At 47.0% G+C, this 18,261-nt stretch carries 15 protein-coding genes and 3 tRNA genes; 6 read left to right on the top strand and 12 right to left on the bottom strand.

Annotation, left to right across the window (positions count from 1 at the left end):
* Window positions 1–882: 882 nt before the first annotated feature.
* The 5 genes from V512_RS13790 to V512_RS13815 form a co-directional block, all read right to left on the bottom strand.
* Entirely contained in the window at window positions 883–1,980 is a 1,098-nt protein-coding gene (locus tag V512_RS13790; protein ID WP_099831025.1) for an ABC transporter ATP-binding protein, read from the bottom strand.
* A gap of 23 nt (window positions 1,981–2,003) precedes the next feature.
* Window positions 2,004–4,217 carry an iron ABC transporter permease gene (locus V512_RS13795; protein ID WP_099831026.1) on the bottom strand — a complete coding sequence of 738 codons (2,214 nt, stop codon included), beginning with the start codon at window positions 4,215–4,217 and terminating at the stop codon, window positions 2,004–2,006.
* 75 nt (window positions 4,218–4,292) lie between these two features.
* Window positions 4,293–5,294 carry an ABC transporter substrate-binding protein gene (locus tag V512_RS13800; protein ID WP_099831027.1) on the bottom strand — a complete coding sequence of 334 codons (1,002 nt, stop codon included), beginning with the start codon at window positions 5,292–5,294 and terminating at the stop codon, window positions 4,293–4,295.
* A 620-nt stretch (window positions 5,295–5,914) separates the two neighbouring features.
* Window positions 5,915–6,445 (bottom strand): carboxymuconolactone decarboxylase family protein, encoded by a 531-nt coding sequence (locus V512_RS13810; protein WP_243392458.1) that lies wholly within the window; start codon window positions 6,443–6,445, stop codon window positions 5,915–5,917.
* Window positions 6,446–6,643: 198 nt separating this feature from the next.
* Entirely contained in the window at window positions 6,644–6,841 is a 198-nt protein-coding gene (locus V512_RS13815; protein WP_099831030.1) for a DUF6485 family protein, read from the bottom strand.
* 109 nt (window positions 6,842–6,950) lie between these two features.
* Between V512_RS13815 and V512_RS13820 the strand changes: the two genes are divergently transcribed.
* The 4 genes from V512_RS13820 (at window position 6,951) to V512_RS13835 (ending at window position 9,423) form a co-directional block, all read left to right on the top strand.
* Window positions 6,951–7,133 (top strand): hypothetical protein, encoded by a 183-nt coding sequence (locus V512_RS13820; RefSeq protein ID WP_099831031.1) that lies wholly within the window; start codon window positions 6,951–6,953, stop codon window positions 7,131–7,133.
* Between the two features lie 517 nt (window positions 7,134–7,650).
* A complete protein-coding gene (locus V512_RS13825; RefSeq protein ID WP_243392459.1) occupies window positions 7,651–7,866 on the top strand; it encodes a hypothetical protein in 216 nt (71 codons plus the stop codon).
* Window positions 7,867–8,106: 240 nt separating this feature from the next.
* Window positions 8,107–8,382, top strand: a complete 276-nt coding sequence (locus V512_RS13830; protein WP_099831033.1) for a hypothetical protein — start codon at window positions 8,107–8,109, stop codon at window positions 8,380–8,382.
* 324 nt (window positions 8,383–8,706) lie between these two features.
* A complete protein-coding gene (locus V512_RS13835) occupies window positions 8,707–9,423 on the top strand; it encodes a hypothetical protein (RefSeq protein ID WP_099831034.1) in 717 nt (238 codons plus the stop codon).
* A 545-nt stretch (window positions 9,424–9,968) separates the two neighbouring features.
* Here V512_RS13835 and V512_RS13840 read toward each other — a convergent pair.
* The 3 genes from V512_RS13840 to V512_RS13850 are packed head-to-tail and all read right to left on the bottom strand — an operon-like array spanning window position 9,969 to window position 11,939.
* Window positions 9,969–11,222: a molybdopterin-dependent oxidoreductase gene (locus V512_RS13840; RefSeq protein WP_099831035.1), complete on the bottom strand. Its 1,254-nt coding sequence runs from the start codon at window positions 11,220–11,222 to the stop codon at window positions 9,969–9,971.
* Between the two features lie 12 nt (window positions 11,223–11,234).
* Window positions 11,235–11,645: a DUF1801 domain-containing protein gene (locus V512_RS13845; RefSeq protein ID WP_099831036.1), complete on the bottom strand. Its 411-nt coding sequence runs from the start codon at window positions 11,643–11,645 to the stop codon at window positions 11,235–11,237.
* Between the two features lie 3 nt (window positions 11,646–11,648).
* The gene (locus V512_RS13850) at window positions 11,649–11,939 is read right to left on the bottom strand and encodes a DUF1905 domain-containing protein (protein ID WP_099831037.1); all 291 of its coding nucleotides are present in this window, start codon (window positions 11,937–11,939) and stop codon (window positions 11,649–11,651) included.
* A 535-nt stretch (window positions 11,940–12,474) separates the two neighbouring features.
* Here V512_RS13850 and V512_RS13855 point away from each other — a divergent pair.
* On the top strand, window positions 12,475–13,722 hold the full coding sequence (locus tag V512_RS13855; RefSeq protein ID WP_099831038.1) for an HD domain-containing phosphohydrolase: 1,248 nt from the start codon (window positions 12,475–12,477) through the stop codon (window positions 13,720–13,722).
* 858 nt (window positions 13,723–14,580) lie between these two features.
* Here the strand turns inward: V512_RS13855 and V512_RS13865 are convergent.
* From V512_RS13865 to V512_RS13880, 4 genes are all read right to left on the bottom strand, one after another.
* Window positions 14,581–14,657: transfer RNA gene (locus V512_RS13865), tRNA-Met, on the bottom strand.
* A gap of 6 nt (window positions 14,658–14,663) precedes the next feature.
* Window positions 14,664–14,740 (bottom strand) — tRNA-Met (locus tag V512_RS13870).
* 59 nt (window positions 14,741–14,799) lie between these two features.
* A tRNA-Leu gene (locus V512_RS13875) sits at window positions 14,800–14,888 on the bottom strand.
* A 46-nt stretch (window positions 14,889–14,934) separates the two neighbouring features.
* Window positions 14,935–16,266 (bottom strand): MBL fold metallo-hydrolase, encoded by a 1,332-nt coding sequence (locus V512_RS13880; protein ID WP_099831040.1) that lies wholly within the window; start codon window positions 16,264–16,266, stop codon window positions 14,935–14,937.
* A 98-nt stretch (window positions 16,267–16,364) separates the two neighbouring features.
* On the opposite strand from V512_RS13880, the gene V512_RS13885 reads away from it, so the two are divergent.
* A complete protein-coding gene (locus V512_RS13885) occupies window positions 16,365–17,735 on the top strand; it encodes a sodium:glutamate symporter (RefSeq protein ID WP_099831041.1) in 1,371 nt (456 codons plus the stop codon).
* Window positions 17,736–18,261: the final 526 nt, after the last annotated feature.

The following is an 18,261-nucleotide window of genomic DNA, read 5'->3' on the forward strand; positions in this document are numbered from 1 at the left end:
CTCTCGTGAGCGTAGCGAACCTCTCTATGCTCTCTTTCTCGATTGTTTTTGTTTTGCCCGCGAAGTAGAACTGGCTTTGCCAAATCGGTTTGGCATTCTTGTAGTTTTTCTCGCCACAGCTTGCAGTGACTGGCTTTTGAAGATCCGCTATACGCTGAAAGATCAGTTGTAAGTTGTGAGTTCTAAGTTATAAGCCAGGGGTTGAACGAAAACATCGCATTTCGTCATTCCGACAAAGCTACTGGTCGGAATCCTGATGCTCTTGCTTCATTGCCCTAACCAAAAACGAAGAACAGATACTCGCACTCTAGGTCATCCTGACAAGCTCTTGGTAAGGATCTCCGTGAATAATAGTAAAGAATCCAAGAATCGGTTAATCCCCACTTTTGCCATTGAAGATGAAGAAAGAGATCCCGTGCACATGCATCACGGGATGACCCTGAATAGTAGTCCAAAAAAAGAGCCCCCAAACAGGAGCCCCAAACAAGAGCATTTTAGGGCAGGCTTACGGGTTATGAAGTAAGGAGTTTGTACGAGTGACATGGAGTGATAGCCTTCTCTAGCATCGCGTCATTCTGAGGTGATCCTGCTCAGAATCTCGCTCTTCTCGTGATTGAGCGAACTCTCGATAATGCTCTTTCTCGCTTGATGTTATCCAAGGACTGGTCCATGATCCGGGACGTGCAACGAAGGACGGTTCTTAAGAGGTTCTGAAACAAGTTCAGCATGACGCATTGTTAGATTCTCTGAACGATCGCGATCTTCCTACATCTATTCTCAAACCTCTGACCCCGGCCTTTGCTCACAACTCACAACTTGCAACTTGGAACTGATATTTTGCTTTTTCCAACCACACCGCTACCCGCAACCACGGTCTTACCCTCATTCATCCTTATTCGGCAGCACTTTTGCCAGGTTCGGGATAATGCCGATGGAAACCTTCTCTCCCTCGGGATAAATTTTCTTTTCGGCGGGGTTGTCTATCTGCACCAGGAGTTCTCCGTGCTCGGTTGCCACATATGATTCGAGGCTTCCACCGAGATATATGTTTGTCGTTACCTGGCCTTCAATCATTCCCTCTCCGGGATCAACGAGTTTGAGAGACTCGGGTCTGGCCATAATCACGGCGGCTTCTCCAGGTGATAATTCCGGCGAGAACTTGCCAACCTCCACTGTTTTGTCTTCAAACTTTGCTTTGCAGGTTCCATTCATCTCGAGAACCTCCACCGGTAAGAAGGCTACTTTTCCTACAAACCCCGCAACGAACTTTGAGTTTGGATCCTCGTAGAGCACGTTCGGTGAGCCTATCTGCCTTATGAAACCGTTCTTCATCACGATTATCCTGTCCGAGAGACTCATTGCCTCGACCCTGTCGTGAGTCACGTATATCGTGGTGATTCCAAGCGTCTTCTGAATCCGCTTTATCTCGACTCGCATCTGTTCCCTCAACAGGGCGTCTAGATTTGAAAGAGGCTCGTCTAGAAGCAGTACGGAAGGCTCCACGATCAGGCTTCTCGCAAGGGCGACACGCTGCTGTTGGCCGCCGGAGAGTTTCGAAGGAGCCCTCTGGGCCAGATCCTTCAAGCCGACCAGATCGAGAGTGCCCATTACTTTGTCCTTTATTTGCTTTGTGGGAAGCTTTCTCAGTTTCAGGCCGTAAGCAACGTTGTCAAAGACGTTCATGTGCGGAAAAAGCCCGTAACTCTGAAATACTGTAGCAGTATCTCTTTTGTTGGGCGGCAGAAACGTGATGTCTTCATTCCCCAGAAAGATCTTTCCCTTTGTGGGCAGTTCGAATCCACCGATCATCCTGAGCGTCGTCGTCTTCCCGCAACCAGAAGGACCCAGCAGAGTGATTAATTCACCGGGTTCTATATCGAAGTTGGCATTGTTAACGGCTATAACATCTGCCTTCCCTTTGACATCTTTGAAGACCTTGGTGACGTTTTCGATCCTAACTGAGACAGAAGTCTTTGACATCCAACCACCTCGCAAACCAATTATCAGTTTAGAGTTACGTTCTTTTCCATGTACTCGTTCTTTCGCACAAGAAGTCTCATCAGTCCGAACGCTCCGAAGACGATGATAATCAATACGGTGGAAAGAACGCTAGCCAGTCCGAATCTTATCGATTCTGAGAAGTTATATATGAGAACCGTCATGTGGTACCACTTAGCGGATATCAGGAATATGATCGCACTGACGGCAGTCATTGATCGGACAAAAGTGTATGACATCCCGGAAATGAATGCCGGACGTATCAGAGGCAAGACGATCGTCCTGAAGACCGTAGTCGAATCCGCGCCAAGATCTTGCGCGGCCTCCTCTATAGCGGGATCTATCTGCCTGAGAGTGGCCACTCCTCCTTCGACACCGACGGGCAGCTCCCTTATTATGTAGTTGATAACGATAATTGCCCCAGTTCCAACTAGAATCAACGGGGGTTTGTTGAAGGCAAGCACATATGAGATACCGATCAGCGTCCCCGGTATGGCGAACGGTGCGAGAATCAACCCCTCAAGAACCCTCTTCCCCACAAACTTCTTCCTGACGATTACCAGCGCAGCCATCATCGCTATCAGTCCGGCGAATGGTGTGGCAATTGCCGACAGGGTGAAGGTGTCTACAATCGCGTCCCTTCCTCTCTGCAGCGCTTCCGTTATGTTCTTCAGAGTGAAAGAGTAGTCTATACCCCAGTTGGCTACGAAGCAGCCGGCCACTATCGTTCCATACAGTCCGAGGATAAAGACGATGATGAGAACGATAAACGTTATGAGACCGAATTTTACAGGCTTTGAAACTAGATCGCTCAGTCTCGAAGAGGGCTTTCCAGTTACGGTCACATATGACTTCCTGCTTACCCAGAATCTTTGAACCAGGAAGGCCGTCAGTGTCGGCATGAGAAGGAGAATAGAAAGAGCAGCTCCGTGACCCAGTCTATTTCTTCCTGTGACTTCAATGTATGCCTCTACCGAGAGCACCCTGTAAGATCCCGCCAGGAGCAGTGGGTTTGCAAAGTCAGCGAGGGAGTTGGTGAAAACGAGCAGCCAGGAACTGAGAACACCGGGAATAGCCAAAGGGAAGGTGACCTTCGAGAAGGTCTTCCATCTGCTACCATTAAGGTCGAGAGAAGCCTCCTCAAGTGTAGAGTCGATTGCCTGTAGAACTCCCGAAAGAGTGAGGAAGGCAATCGGGAACATGCCGATAGTCTGTACGGCTGTAAGGCCGCCAAGTCCGTATATGGTAAAGTCTTTCAGTCCGAGTATTTGCTTTGTTATCAGTCCGTTGCTTCCAAAGAGCAAAATCAGTGACAAAGACAGGGAAAATGGCGGAGAGATTACGGGCAGAAGCCCCATAGTGCTCAGGAACTTCTTTCCTCTTATGGCCGTTCTGTTTATGACAAAAGCGAAGATGAACCCGATGATCGTGGAGAATGTAGCCGTGAGGATGCCAAGTCTTACGCTCCCCCATAGCGCACTAAGATACTGTCTGGAAGAGAGAATTGTGACCCAAGTACGCATCGAGAATTTGCCATCGGCCAGAAAGGTCAATCTAATGGCTTCAAACAGAGGATAGGCTACGAATACTCCGACCATCAAGAAAAGACCGAGAATAACATATCCCATCACGGGATCTCTGAAGAATTTCGAGATGAAATAAATGATAACGAAGACAGCGAATGCGGCTATCATAAATAAGTTTAGTAGATTTGCGTAATTCTCCCCGGCCTCTGCAGACATCAGAAATAGCAGAAAGCCCGTCATGTCGTAACGAGTTTCGTCTATCAGTGGTGCAAACACCAGCGTAACACTCTTTCCTTCGAATGAATACTTGAGGGAAGAGTAGTAGTTCTCAAGATAGTAGACGCTTTCAAACCCCTTGGCGAAGTCCTCAGAACTGTAATTCAATTCATAGAAGCTTCTCAGTTGTTCGTTCGGGGCGAAGACCTGCAGTTCATCCCAGCCGGGTACTCCGTGAACATAGATTATTTCCGCTTCGTCGAACTCCTTGTTTACTGCAGTAATCCAGTCCTCGGCAAGTTCCCTGTCTCTTGGTGCCGATTCGGCAAGAACCGTAACCAGCTGCCTTTGGTTGTCTCTAACAACCTTAAAGAAAGAGTCTTTCAATGTATCGAAGATCCAGAAAAGGGCGACAAAGACTAAAACACTAATCAACGCGAACGATAAGAGTTTTCTCCAGGAATACAATCCGATCACACCCCAAGAGTAACCTTGATTGGTGAAGCCAAAGTGAAGAAGAGCAGGAGACTAGCTCCTGCTCTGATCAACCAATTATTCTACCCCGCCGCCTATTTCTTCCGTCCAGCGATCGAGCAGTCTTTCTTTGTTCTCAGCATCCCAGACATAATTCTGGTGAACTGTCTTGATTTCTTCCATGCTGAAAGAGAGCGGATGCTTCGGAGCGATCCTTGAAACTGGTATAACGTACCAGCCTGCAATGATTGCCTGTGCCTCTTCGGTCAGTATCCAGTCATACAGCTTCTTGGCATTGACAGGATCCGGTCCGCCCTTGATCAAAGACATCGAAGCGATCTCGAAGCCTGTACCTTCTTCGGGAACGGTTATAGTAATGTCGGCACCTTCTGCCTTCAGCTTGACCATGTCATGGGCGTAACCTATTGCGAAGGGTATCTCTCCAATTGCAACGCTCTTTCCGCCTGCCGAACCGGACCTTGTGTACATCTCGATGCTTCTGTCTAGTTTCTTCAGATAGAGGAAGGCTAGATCCTCGTCCCCTCCGAAAAGAGAAATCATACAGGTGATGAGATTGTAGGCAGTTCCCGAAGTATTCGGGTTTGCAACCCTTACGAGATTCTCATACTTGGAATCGAGTATGTCGAACCAGCCCTTCGGTGGTTCAAGTCCTAGCTCAGCTGCACGACCATTGTGAGTGGCGAATGCCAGAGGTCCAAGGTAGAGACCTATCCAGTAGCCTTCGGGATCCTTGTATTGCTCGGGAGTATTTGCGGCCGCTCTGGAGAAATAAGGAGTTGTAAGACCCTTCAGCTTTGCACTGATATGATTCAGTCCCACTCCTCCAACCCATATCGAGGCCTGCGGATTCAGCTTTTCAGCCTCCATCCTTGCTTCGGCCTCTCCACCGGAGAGCCTCACCCAGTCAACCCTGATACCGGTGACTTCTTCATATTTGTCGAAAAGTTCTTTTGCCGCAAGCTCTTCAAGAGTTGTGTAAACAGTGAAAGAATCAGCGGCGAGAAGGGTTACGGAAAAGGCAACACAGATGACAGTAATCAAAACCAGAAATCTTCTCATTCAAAGAAACCTCCTTGAAAGATGTGTGATTTTGGAGAACAGTTGTCATTGTTGCGTTAGATGATGAGAACCAGAATGCTACGACTAACAAAAATTATATCATCGTATGAGTTTGAAATTGCGACGGGGGAAACCTGTACAGATATCTTTTTCGTGTTTGAGAATACATAATGGTTGTCCGTCATCGGTTCCACCGTCCTGCGGAAAGGATCCGCTGATAGCTGCTCAAAACAACGTTGTCCGTCAACGGTCCACCGTCCTCGAAATGGAGCAGTTGCAAGTTCTCAGTTCCGAGTTGCAAGCTGAATAAGAACCGGTTATCCGTTCTCGGTTCACCGTTCTCCGACAAGTGCAAGACCAGTTACAAGTGCCAAGATGCAACTTGCAAGCTCTAAAGTGAAGAAACGTCAAATGCTGTCATTCCGACAAAGCTCCTGGTCGGAATCTTGATGCTGCTGCTTCACGATTTCAACCAAAAACGAAGAACAGATCCTTGCTCTGGAACGAAGAACAGGCTTCTTCGGAGAACCATTCAACGGTGATCCGATTTTCAGTAGCTCTTTCCAACCCGCAAGCCCGAACCTCGTCATTTATTCTTCCCTTCGACTCGCAGCTACGGTCTAAGCAGCGGCCTCTTGTGTTTGAAAGGTTATTATGGGCTTTTTGAAAAGACTGGCGAGCAGAGCGTGTACCGAGGCCACAGGGATGAAGAAGATGAAAGAGAGAATCATACTGATCTCGTACCAGAGACTGCTACCTTTAACGGGTCTACCTTTGATCCTATTTGAGAGGGCTCCCCAGGCTATGCCGAAGCTGTTGCCCATCATTATCGTTCTAACTGCGCCCAATATGCCCTTGGCCTTGGATTCCCCATAACTCTGGATGAGACTCTTCCATAAGTGCTCAGATGGTTTGCCGGAAGAAGTTGCATACCCCCTGGCGAAGAGAATGGCAGGGGCTTCATCTTGTGGAAGTTCTTCAACTTCGGTGACGAAAAGCATCTGGATATCTTCTTCTTTGATTCCCTCTTTTTCGGCAACTCTGTTGTGGAAGACCGAACAAACTTCGCATCCATTTATTTCGGTAACGGTGAGCATAACCTTTTCGATTAGCTCTGTACTCAGCTCTCCGTCCCGCTTTGATCGTGACATGTGGCCCACCGTTCTGATGCCGTTGAAGAGAATCCAATATGACTCTTTCAATGAAAAGAAGCGCTTATAAAACTCTTGAGTCAATTCTTCCTCCAGGAAATCCCGATAAAACTCGAGAATATGTAATTTAAAATCATTCTATTTTAGCACTTCTCGGTAGTGCGGAGTTGATCGAGGAAATCAGACCGGCTTTCGAGATCATCTCTTGCTGTTAATTCTCACAAAATGTTCAATGGTTCTATCCCAGGTCTTCTCCTGCTCTGCGGTGAAATAGCAGGCAGGAAGTTCTCCGTTTTTCCGATGATAAGCTATGCACTCGCAGCATTTGCCCTTTCTGGGACAGCCGGGATAAGTGCAGTTGCATCTTTTCAGATTTCTTTCTACTGTGCATTCCATTTTCGTACCCTCCTTCGCACCTCTTTCATTCTATCAAACCAGAAAAACCTCCGGCCATTAATTTCTTAATGGGCAATCGATTATTCTGTATGTGAAGGAGGAGGCAGATATGAAGAGAACAGAAATGCTTTTTCTTCTTGCTTTTCTGAGTTTGGGATTGGTATTTGCAACCAGCAATGCTGGCTATGGACCCGGAGATGGGATTCCCGACGGTCCGGATGATGGTTCTGGCTACGGAGCAGGCGCTGCCTCTTCAAACTCGGAAAAGGGATTGGAAACTCCGCCTCTATAGATCGGCTCCAGTGTGAGGGGTCGGGAGCTGGAAAGGAAGAGTCCCCGAATTTCGAAGCCGCTTTTTCCCTGGATTCTTCCGATGAAGAGAGTTCAGAGTCTGCGATAGTCCACTTCATGAGAAGATTGGCAGAGATGATTCGGAACGCAGTAAGGAACTTCTTCAGAGTACGAAGCAGTTTCAAAGTAGAGCAGTAGAGCACTAGTCATAATACCCCTGTTAACCCCTAGTCCAGCCGCCGCACTTTAATACCGGGTAAGCGGCGGCCTTTTCTCAGACGGGAGTTCAAGAGGATTGGTTTTGTTGCTGGATAGAGAGACCTACAAAGTCGAAGAAAGTTTGTATTGCTCGACCATAAGGAGTATAGACTAACATAAGTCAATGAGATTCCCGGCAAATTGCTAATCTAGAAGTCTAGATGAGAAGACGGAGTGCAGGAAACCTATGCATCAGTTTTTAATCACTCTTTAATGACCAAAATAATAAGATCTATTCACTTGATCAAAACGGAGGGATGATGGTGAAACGACTAACCGCAATTGTGCTTTTCTTTCTCCTTGCTTTTGGAATTGCTCTTTCAATCAACGGCAGTGGACCGGGAGACGGGATTCCAGATGGCCCTGACGACGATGCAGGTTACGGTGCTCCTAACGACTCCTGCAACGGAAACGGCCCGGGTTACGGAAAGCTTGACTCAAATGAGGACGAGATAGTCTTTGCGGAGCTCTCTTAATTGGGTCTTCTTGAAGATTGGTTTTGAAAGGGACCGGCTCATTACGGTCCCTTTCGCTTTGAGTAAGGGATCTTCCCGGGTCGATTCTTACCTCGTTGGAATTCATCCACTATATCAACTTCTCACGCTGGCGCTATTAGAGCTACGTTTCTAAGCAAACTCTAAGGTTTAGCTAAGGATTCTCTAAGAATGCACCCGTAAACTGAGAATGTACTAAAAAGCAAATGGAGGTGTAGAAGGATGAAGAAAGTAGTTTTAATTACGATAGCGGTTCTTTTGATCGGTGGAATGACACTTGCAGTAGGTTACGGGACGAGAGCGATGCAGCGACTACAGGACACAGCTGCCTGTGAGAACTTCGTAGATGCAGATGGCGATGGAGTCAACGACAACTGCTCGAATGACGGCGTAAGAGTTATGACCAACCTCAAGGCTGAAGACGGAACAGGATTCAGACATGGAGCGGCAGGCGCAAAGGGTCCCGGACTCGGCAGAGGATTCGGAAAAGCAAGATAGCCCTAACCCCTTCAATCAAGTAGGGCCCATCTGGGCCCTTTTTTTATGACAAGGTATTGGAAAAGACCTCATGTGAGTTTACGACCATAGTTAATTGAGTCATCGATGGCCTATAAAACTCTTCTCCCTCCAGATTCACTCGCTTCCAGTTTTCGCGAACATTGAGACAGGGCTCTCCAGAAGAGCGAAACAACACCTAAAATGTATATAATTCTTCTACAATGTCTAAAGTTTTGTTCCTAACAGCCTGAATGAATCGGTTTCTATCAATGTTGTCAACAAACCGCTAGTGAAGAATCTCTGGTGGAGGAGGAGGAAAGTGGCATGATAATCAGAACTCAGGATGCGGACTACAAATCCTTTACGCGGAAAAGGCTAACGATATTCGAACACAGGAGAAAACCGTTACTTGATCAGCTTGAGAGAATCAAGAATGAAATCGACAAACTGAGACCTGAGGAAGAGACCAGGAAACTTCGGGGAGCGGGTGGGGTACCAGCCGCAAAGCAGGAAGAAAAACCGCTAATTAGCAAGATAGAAACCTACAGCGAAAGAAGATGTAGGGAACTTGAAGCCAAGCAGCAAGAGGTGGAGGAGAAACTTGAGGCTCTCGACATCGAAGCGGAGGATATTGAACTGAAAGCTCTTGCTGAAGAGACAGAATATCTGGATAAGAAGAAGGCTGAGTATCTCGAAGCTCTGGAGAAGGCTAAGAAGAAATTCGAAGCCGATTGGTATTTGACCAATATAGAACTCAAGTATTCGGAGGAAGATTACATTCACAAATTGCTGAAACGACTGGAATCACTGGGAGAAAGACAGAAAGAAATCAACGATCTCAGGACCTATCGAGAAAGGAAGAACAGACAGGGGGCAGTCGGCGGAAGGTTGGTTGGCGCCCCCAAAGATCAGAAGAACGATTCAAGGAGAGCAGCAGCAGATTCAACTACCGAAAAGGGGCCGCTCACTCCTCAGGATGAGGACCAGTCAACGATAATGAGAAGAAGGGGCGGCGGAAGAATTGAGCGCGACGATAAATAGATATTTTTTCTGTCGCCAGTGAAAGCATAAGAAGTTGTTCTTGTCGATTTACAAGCAGGTTGGGTTTTATCACAGAACATAATAATAATAGTGTAACAAAATACTTTGTTTTCTTTATTCTGTTTGTCTTATGGGTGATTTGTGATGAAGCGCGCTGGAGTCAATCCACTGAAGTGCACTTTTTTGATTACCGGAACGGTTAGTGAAAGCAAGGAGAACAGCAGGGGTTACTAGATGTGGAAGATTCCAGAAGGTTAATGAGAGAAGCGAAATTCATTTCTTGAGTCCAGTGTCATGTGCTCTCTTCTGACGGCGGGTTCATAGTCTTCACTCTGACTATCTTGTGCAGTCGCGATCAGAGAGAGGTTTTCTTTGCTGTAATAGCTTTGCTATCATGAAAGCCGATTATGAAAACAAGACTACAGACTGACAGTATTGCTTATCATAGCCGCGGTTCTTTCCTCCAAACAACGCCTTAAAGCTGATCTTCAGATCGGCTCCTGTTTGGCCCCGAGAAACTATATGGGCTGAGAACTATCTCTGGTTTATCTGTCGAACATCGGCTTGTCGAGACTTCCATCTTTGCTGTATCCATACTCTTCCCAGTAACCCCTGTACTTGTCGTTGCCCGACAGCTCTATCTCTTCGACCCATCGCGCCCACTTGTAGCCCCACTTGTCTTCGACAACCACTATGAACGGGAAACCCTGGGCCGGAGGTAGTTCGATTCCGTTCAGTTTGTCGGCCAGCATGATATTTCTCTCTCTTATGTAGTCGAGAGTGAGGCTTGTCGTATAGCCATCAGTTGACTTGAAGATCACATTAGTTACCTTGTCGTCGGGCTCTGCTCTGTCAATCAATTCCACAAGAGGAATACCTTCCCAGAGCATCTTTGCTGTCCACCCCTCGACACAGTGAAGTATAACCAGCTTCTGAATGTGCTGAAGATCCTGCAACTCCGAATAAGTTAGAATGTACGGATTTTCTGCGAGACCTCCAATCTTTAGGAAGTATTCTTCTATATTCACGTACTGCACGCCCTTTATCGAGTTTTCTCTGAAAGCGCCGAGATCGTCGAGTTTGATCCCCTGATACTCCGTGACGACTACTTCTTGTGGAGAAGAGCCATTTGCACCATTGGCAACTCCTAACACGATAATGACCACTGCGACAATACCTATTAGAATGAGAACGGGTATCTTCAAGAAAAGCCTCTCCTTTTTATTTAGTATCGTTCTAATTAGATGACTTCTAAGGACTACTGGTTCAGAAGAAGATGTTATTCCAGTCAGATCGTTATCAGGAGCAGCAATTGGTCTGGAAAGAATATCTTCGAAAGGAGAGAAAAAAGAAGCAATTTGCTGACGCAGGCAAGTTCCGCTGTGCGAGGGAAGATGGCTGACGATTAAGATAACACACTGAACTCTGGGAAGAGCATGGCCCAGAAAAGCGTCTGGGGAAGCAAGGCCGGCTTCACGTGGAAGCGATTCAAAAAAGCGGCAGCCACTGACAATGGGATTGTTTTCGGCCTCTCTCGCCGCGGCATGGCACTCCAGAATTGCTTTCTTGGCTTGAGGCAGTTTAATGGTTCCGGCTAGCCAGCCTCTCGCAGCAGTCAACGCATTGCCCGGTCGGAGGTCACTCGGATAGTGCTTACTCCAGAGCGGCAACACAACTTCTTCGGAGTACTCAACTGCCCAGTATGCGAGCGTCGCCTTACTCTGAGTTTCGATCTGTCTCATGAGTGACTGAATATACGGAGCATCCCAGTCATTGAGCATCTTTCTAACTTTTGGCATACTAATCCTCCGCTAGTGATGGCTCTCTTTTTCATTGCACCATTTCGCGATCTCCACTATCAGCTCAAGAAGAATAGTTTTGTCATAGTGGAACTGTACAGCACCTTTGCTTGTTCTGTAATGACTTAGTTTATCTGCAAAGTGTGCGATTGCCTCTTCTCCTGGATAAATCCCCATGTGGTTCTTAAAAGAAGTGAAGTGGATTATGTTCCTCTTCTTCCAGAAGGTGGGCATCCTCCAAGATATTCTCTCTTCCGAACCCGGAAGCACCTCTCTGAGGGCATCCCTAACACTCCTCAGTAGCGATTGAACACCTTCGGGCTGCATGGTGATATACTCGTCAATCGTCTCTGGCGGTTCAATGCATGCATGTTTCTGATTGTGTTGTTCGAACTGGCGTCCGCACTCAGGGCACTTCCACATGCTTCATTCGCCTCTTTCCATAACGGTGACTTTTACGGTGTCACCAGGTTGCTTCCCGATAGTCTTTGTGATGGCCTTTCGAAGACCAATGATGTAACACACCGACGCGTCATCCTTCTTTATTCCCATGTTGACAACGCTACCATCGTAAGGCTCGCCGTCAAATGTTGCGTGGACTTTCAATCTGCCCTTTCCGAACTCCGACTTGAGGTCATACGGAAATTCAACATACGCCCCATCTATGTTCGGAATCCTTCTTATGACTGCCTCATATACGCAGGTCTTTGATTTCACGAGAGCCCTCCTTGTGCACTAACCATTTTCCTCAATAAAACTCTTACAGGCAAGGAAGTAATATAGTGAGATTTCAGAGTAGGAGATCACATTTGTTATCGCGTTTCTCAAAGTACTCCTGACTGACGCCCCAAGAATAACCGGACTAGAATGAGCAAGCACAGGTCAAGATGAAGCAACCCGTTACTTCTATGATATCCATTTTATTCTTGAAAGTGTGGATATCTCAGTTAAGCGTTCAGGTAAAAATCTCTGAAAGCAGCTCCCCCTCATTGCAAGTCCATCGCTAATTCTCGGTGGGTATTCTGAATCCAAAACATTGTCCGAGGTCCTTACGGCTGATCTCACATCTGAAGAAAGTATTCGATGATTGGAATGATGCTTGAATAGTGCCTGGCATAAGATTGCATGAAAATTTCGAGTGATCGAAGAGGCAAAAAAGGGAATCGCAGGACACTCCGTAGAATGATTATATCAATAGATTAAGTGATATGATAATTTCAAATGATTTTCCATTCAGAATGGGAGGTGTTACATGAGAGGATTCGATGAACTCAGGTATATCCGACCGACTCTAGTGATATTTGTCTTTCTCGTTACCGTCTTTCTTATGCTTATGCCGTACCACGTCTTTCAAAATGAAGCAATAAACTATACTCAGAAAATCTATTCGGGAATCTTTGAGACATCTGTCGAAAATCTGGGATCTGCTTTATCTCTGGGATATTTCCAGTGGAATGCTATGTACAACGCCGTTTTGTCGAAAGACGAAGTCTTCATCGAAGAGATGCTCCAGGAGATCCAAAATGAGTTCCCAGCAGTGAAGTCGGCCAGGCTCATAAGCAGACCGTCAGAGATACCGGTTAAAGATGTGTGCAGAGTATCTGCCTTAGAGCAGGAGCTTTATCTCTACTTCAACGTCTACGACAGCCATATGGAGAATGAGATATCCGATGCAGTCGTGATTGCCAGCATAGACAAGAATTTCTTGCTTTCAGAGATGAATCTCGATGGCAGAATCACCTTCTCACCAGGCGGATCGAAGAGTTTCGCCTACGGTCTGAGAACCGAAATAAAAGGATATGATCTTACCAGGTGGATGATTCTACATTCCGTGGCGGCCGGGATAATTGGCGTCTTGTTCATGATGGAAGTGCTGGCGCTCGGTCTTTCCAGGTACTACGAGATGAGTGGTCTTCAGGAAATCATGTATTTGTGGGAAATGGAAGATTCCCACACCGCCTTTCACTCCAGAAATGTGGCGAAAATCGCTGAGTGTTTGGGCAAGAGTCTTGGATTGAGAAGGAAGAAAATCACGGAGCTAGTTAACGGTGCAAAGCTTCATGATATTGGTAAGATGGGCATTTCAGCTAACATATTGAGAAAGCATGGCCCTCTTGATGAAATTGAAAAGGAGGTAATACGCAATCATCCCCAGCACGGTAAGGAAGTTCTCCAACATTTCAAATACCTGGAGAGATTCGTTCCTTACGCCTATCTACACCACGAAAGAGAAGACGGTTCCGGTTATCCCCAGGGTTTAAAGGGAGATGAGATACCGCTCGAAGCAAAGATTCTGGCTGTAGCAGATGTGTTTGAGGCTCTCACGGCAGATAGGCCCTACAGGACCGCCTATTCTTTTGCTCAAGCTGTGGACATGATGACAGAAATGCCTCTAGATCAGGATATAGTATCCAAACTGAAAAGTATCCTTCCGGAACTTGAGAACGAGCTTTGCGGGAGGAATCCGCGTAAGTGCGGGATCATCGGAAGTCAAACTTGACTTGCCGGACAACTTCGCCAAATGTTATGTGACGAAAACAATCAAGATACTCTTTTGCTTGTGACCCAAGCCTCGTGACGGGAATGGATTTCACGGTTGGTTCTTCTGTCTGCAAGACGCCTAAAATCGTGACCTGCAAAAGATTGACTCAACACAAAAGAGAAGCATAAAATAAGAGACGCGGTGGTGAAAATCACAGTTTCCAGAGTTATCCCGATTTTGGTCGTAAGGCTTGTTATCACGGTAATAGCGATATTCGTTCGTGAATTTACAATAGTCATGCACAATACCTAGAAACCGGCCATTCTTCAAAGGTGCATTTCTTTCGTTGTGACGGACAATGAAAACTTTTTCGGCAATGTATTTTCCCGTCTCTATCGCTTCTTTATTCGAACACAGTTGACTGTGAAGTATGGTCGCAATTTCTTGGTGAAGAACATGAAGCCAAGCCTTTCTGTAAATACAATCCCCACAGAAACAAAACTCCCGGAGCAACCGCCCCCCTCTTACTCAAATCGTCCTTAGACGAGAAATAGAATACAAAGGCTTTTATCGGCGGTTTTTCAGAAGGAGTAAGTGAACTCAGGTCTATATCTCGCGAAGACACGTCTCTTCATTGCGGGAGATCTGGAGCGGGCCAGTTCTCATTCAAATTAGCACCGCATCATGAGAGCAGAAGCAGGACCTTTACTGAACACTGCTGATGACTGTCACTGGCAGTTCTAAAAGCCTTTGGGCTAATGAAGCAGTGGTTTTAGATCGCCGAAAAACTGACGCAAAAACAAACAAGCCTCCCAATGGGAGGCTAGGTTTTCTTTGATCAAAGCGCTTCATACACGCAGGTAGGCACTAAATGTTTGGTGGCGGCGGTCAGAATCGAACTGACGACTCTGCGGGTATGAACCGCATGCTCTAGCCAGCTGAGCTACACCGCCTGATAATGGTAGCGGGGACAGGATTTGAACCTGTGACCTTTGGGTTATGAGCCCAACGAGCTACCAGACTGCTCCACCCCGCACCGAGTATATATCTACTTGCTATATTCTATATATAAATGACCTGCTTTCCTTGCTTCCATGGTGCCGGGGATGGGAATCGAACCCACACGGAGCCTTCGCTCCAACGGATTTTAAGTCCGTTGCGTCTGCCTGTTCCGCCACCCCGGCAACCGTACACAATGATAACACCAGTGCATTTCATTGTCAACCAGATTCAGAGCTCGACTGTCTGAAGATTCGATGGTATCTGAATCTCAAACTCATACTGGAGTTCTTCGGCAAGGTTTTCCAGCGCTCCCTCGTCACCGTGAACATAGATCAGTTTTTCTGGTTGGAGTCTTCTGGGGAGGTCAAGAAGCTCCTGGTAGTCTGCATGCCCAGAGAAGTTGAAGATATCTATATTCTTAGTTCCAATCTCAACCGTCTCTTCTCCCAGGGCGACTTGTGCATCGCCTCTCTTACTTGCTTCAAGCACCCTGTAACCATCTGATTCTGGACTCTGATAACCCATGAAGAAGATTCCGTCTTTGCTGTTCGGCAACATCTGTTTGGCGAAGATATACGATAGAGTATCTTCAACAAGCATTCCGGCCGAAAGGACAAGGAGCGCCGGCTCTTTCGAAAAGAGCAGTCTCTCAATGGCCTTGGGTGCCACAGTCACATTTTGCTGGAAGTTCTTCATGAACCACTTTCTATCCTTGTCGCTAATGCGCTCGTAATTGCTCATGTAGAGATTACTGAGTGAGGCTACCATTCCATTTGTGTATATGGGAACGGAGGGGATCTTGTTCTTTTCCATCAGCCTTAGAAGCATGTAGATTGCTTCCTGGCCTCTGCCAAGGGCAAATACAGGCATAAGAACCCTGCCGCCGTTTTCCAGTACGCGTTTCACTGACTTGCTGAGTCTTTCAATTTCGCTGTACCTTGTTAGAAGCTGATTTTCTTTCGAGCCGTAAGTTCCCTCTGAGATAAGGGTTTCCACCTTTTTTGGTAACTGGGCCGGTGGGATAGTAAGCTGCTGCGAAAGTGATATGTCTCCAGAGTAGAGAATTCTCTTTCCCTTATGCTCAAGAAAGATCGAGGCAGCTCCCATTACATGACCCGCTGGGTAGAGTGCCACGTCCACTTCATTGTCAATTGAGTACCTTTGAAAATACTCCATCGGAAATATTCTTCTCTTCAGCTCGTTAACTTCGCCGTGACTGTATAGTATAGGTTCAACGCCGTCTTTGGCGTTCTTCTTCTTCATTACTTCGACTGAGTTCTGAAGTATTCTTAGAGCTAAGCCCTTATTCTCTTGAGTCATCAGGATTGGCGCATTTGGCCATCTTTGAGATATGTAAGGTAGAGAAGAGAGATGGTCGTAGTGGGAGTGGGAGATCATTATCACATCTAGATCGTTTATGCTGTCAATTTCAGGTAGCGACTCGTAGCCTTCCTTTACTGGGTGTCTGCCTGCATCAATCAGGATATTCTTTCCGTCCAGACTAAGGAGATAGGAATTCGCGCCTATCTCGCGGCCGCCACCAAGCGGCGTAAGTGTCATTACAGTTTCCTCCTTCTTTCTACAATTCTAACAAAAACCAAGAAAATTAGCTTGAACCGTATTCTGATACAATTGCTTTGTCAAAAAGGGGTGATCTCATGGAACAAGACTGGACTATTATACTCGACTTCGCTTACCTTTCCATCCTTATAGGTGTCGCTTCCGTTCTGAAGAGGTTGATTTCTCCCTTAAGCAAGGTTCTCATTCCAAATGCAGTTATTGCCGGTTTTCTCGGAATTCTCTTGGGGCCGGAGGTTATGAAGATAATCCCCTTCTCTTACGATAGACTTGGAAACCTTGTCTATCACTTGATGGCAATTGGCTTCATCGCGATCGCGCTGAAGAGAACGAGACGCTCCACTACTAAGTCTTCTGTCAATACCGGCTTTCTTATCAGTATGTCTTATGCTCTTCAGGGATTAGTGGGGTTCATCATTGGTATCGCACTTGTAGGATTGTTCTTCAAAGATCTCTTCCCACCCTTTGGTCTTCTATTAGCTCTGGGATTCGCTCAGGGCCCTGGACAAGCCTATTCGCTGGGTAGTCAGTGGGAAGCGCTGGGCTTTACAGGCGGGGGAGCCGTGGGCTTGAGCGTTTCAACATTAGGCTTTCTCTGGGCGGCATTTGGCGGAATAGTGATGTTGAACACAATGGTGTATAGAAAGAGACAGGTGGGAATTCAGATCGAAAGACCCACTGTTAAGAAAAGGGTAGAGGTAGTGATAAAGGATTTCGAGTTCTCGGATATCGACGGCTTTACAATCCAGGCTCTGGCCGTGGGAATCGTATATCTCATCACTTACCTATTCTTGAAATGGTTCACGGGCTTGATCGGCGGGCTAGGTACGTTCGGAGAGACGTTCGCCCAGGTTTTATGGGGCTTCCATTTTGTGATTGGAGTTCTTTTCGCAATGGCCTTCAGAGCGATATATGAGAGGGTGAGGAAGTCAGAGAAATATGAGATCGAATATATGAACGACTTCCTACTTCAGCGTATCGGCGGGGGCGTGTTCGACTTCATGGTAGCGGCGTCGATCGCTGGGATCTCTTTCTCAGTCATACAGGAGTACATTTGGCCGGTAATAATTCTCACCTCGGTAGGCGGACTCTTCATTGCCGGCTACACGATCTGGTTTGGAAAAAGGATTTACGAGAAAGCGCCTCTGGAACACATCGTAACATTCTTCGGAATGCATACCGGTACACTCTCGACCGGGATGGCGTTGCTCAGAGAAGTCGACCCGACATTTGAGACGGGAACCGCCGAAGACATGGTCTTCGGAAGTGGGCTTGCGTTATTCTTGGGCATTCCGATGCTGATACTGCTTAACATACCTATTCTCGGCTACAAAACCGACCAGCCTATATACTACCTGTATTTCATTCTTGGCCTGGCAGCTTATATCGGGGCGATGTACTTCTTCTGGTTCAGAAAAGCAAAGATAAGAAGCAGAGAAAAGAAGAGGTAAGTGGGCAAAGAGCCGCTGAGAAGAGTCGTTATCGGTCAGCGGTTAACCGTACTCAGGAGAACACAGCTGCAAGTTGTCAGTTCCGAGTTGCAAGCTGAATAAGAACCGGTTATCCGTTCTCGGTTCACCGTTCTCCGACAAGTGCAAGACCAGTTGCAAGTGCCAGTGTGCCAAGAAGGCGAAGAAGGAAACTTCAAGCCATGCTTAATCGAAGATGAGGGAGGGCCCCTCGAAGCCGCCATGCAGGTGGAGGCTTCAAACCACCGTAAGCTGCTGTGGTAAAGAGCCATGGTAGTGAACGTTACGGGAAAAGGCGGGACAGTGATACCCTCAGGGTCTTACCCGACGGGGTCGCTGGCCCACCTTTTTCCGTAAAGTGCACTACCCTGGCTCTTTACCACAGGAGCCTACGGGGGTTTGAAGACTCCACCTGCATGGCGGCTTCGAGGGGGCCTCCCTCCTCTTAGATTAAGAGTCTGGTTCTTATACACATTTGTCCCCATAGCCCACCTCTACCGACCAGATA

This window comes from Mesotoga sp. Brook.08.105.5.1, assembly GCF_002752635.1.
In the GTDB taxonomy this organism is placed as follows: domain Bacteria; phylum Thermotogota; class Thermotogae; order Petrotogales; family Kosmotogaceae; genus Mesotoga.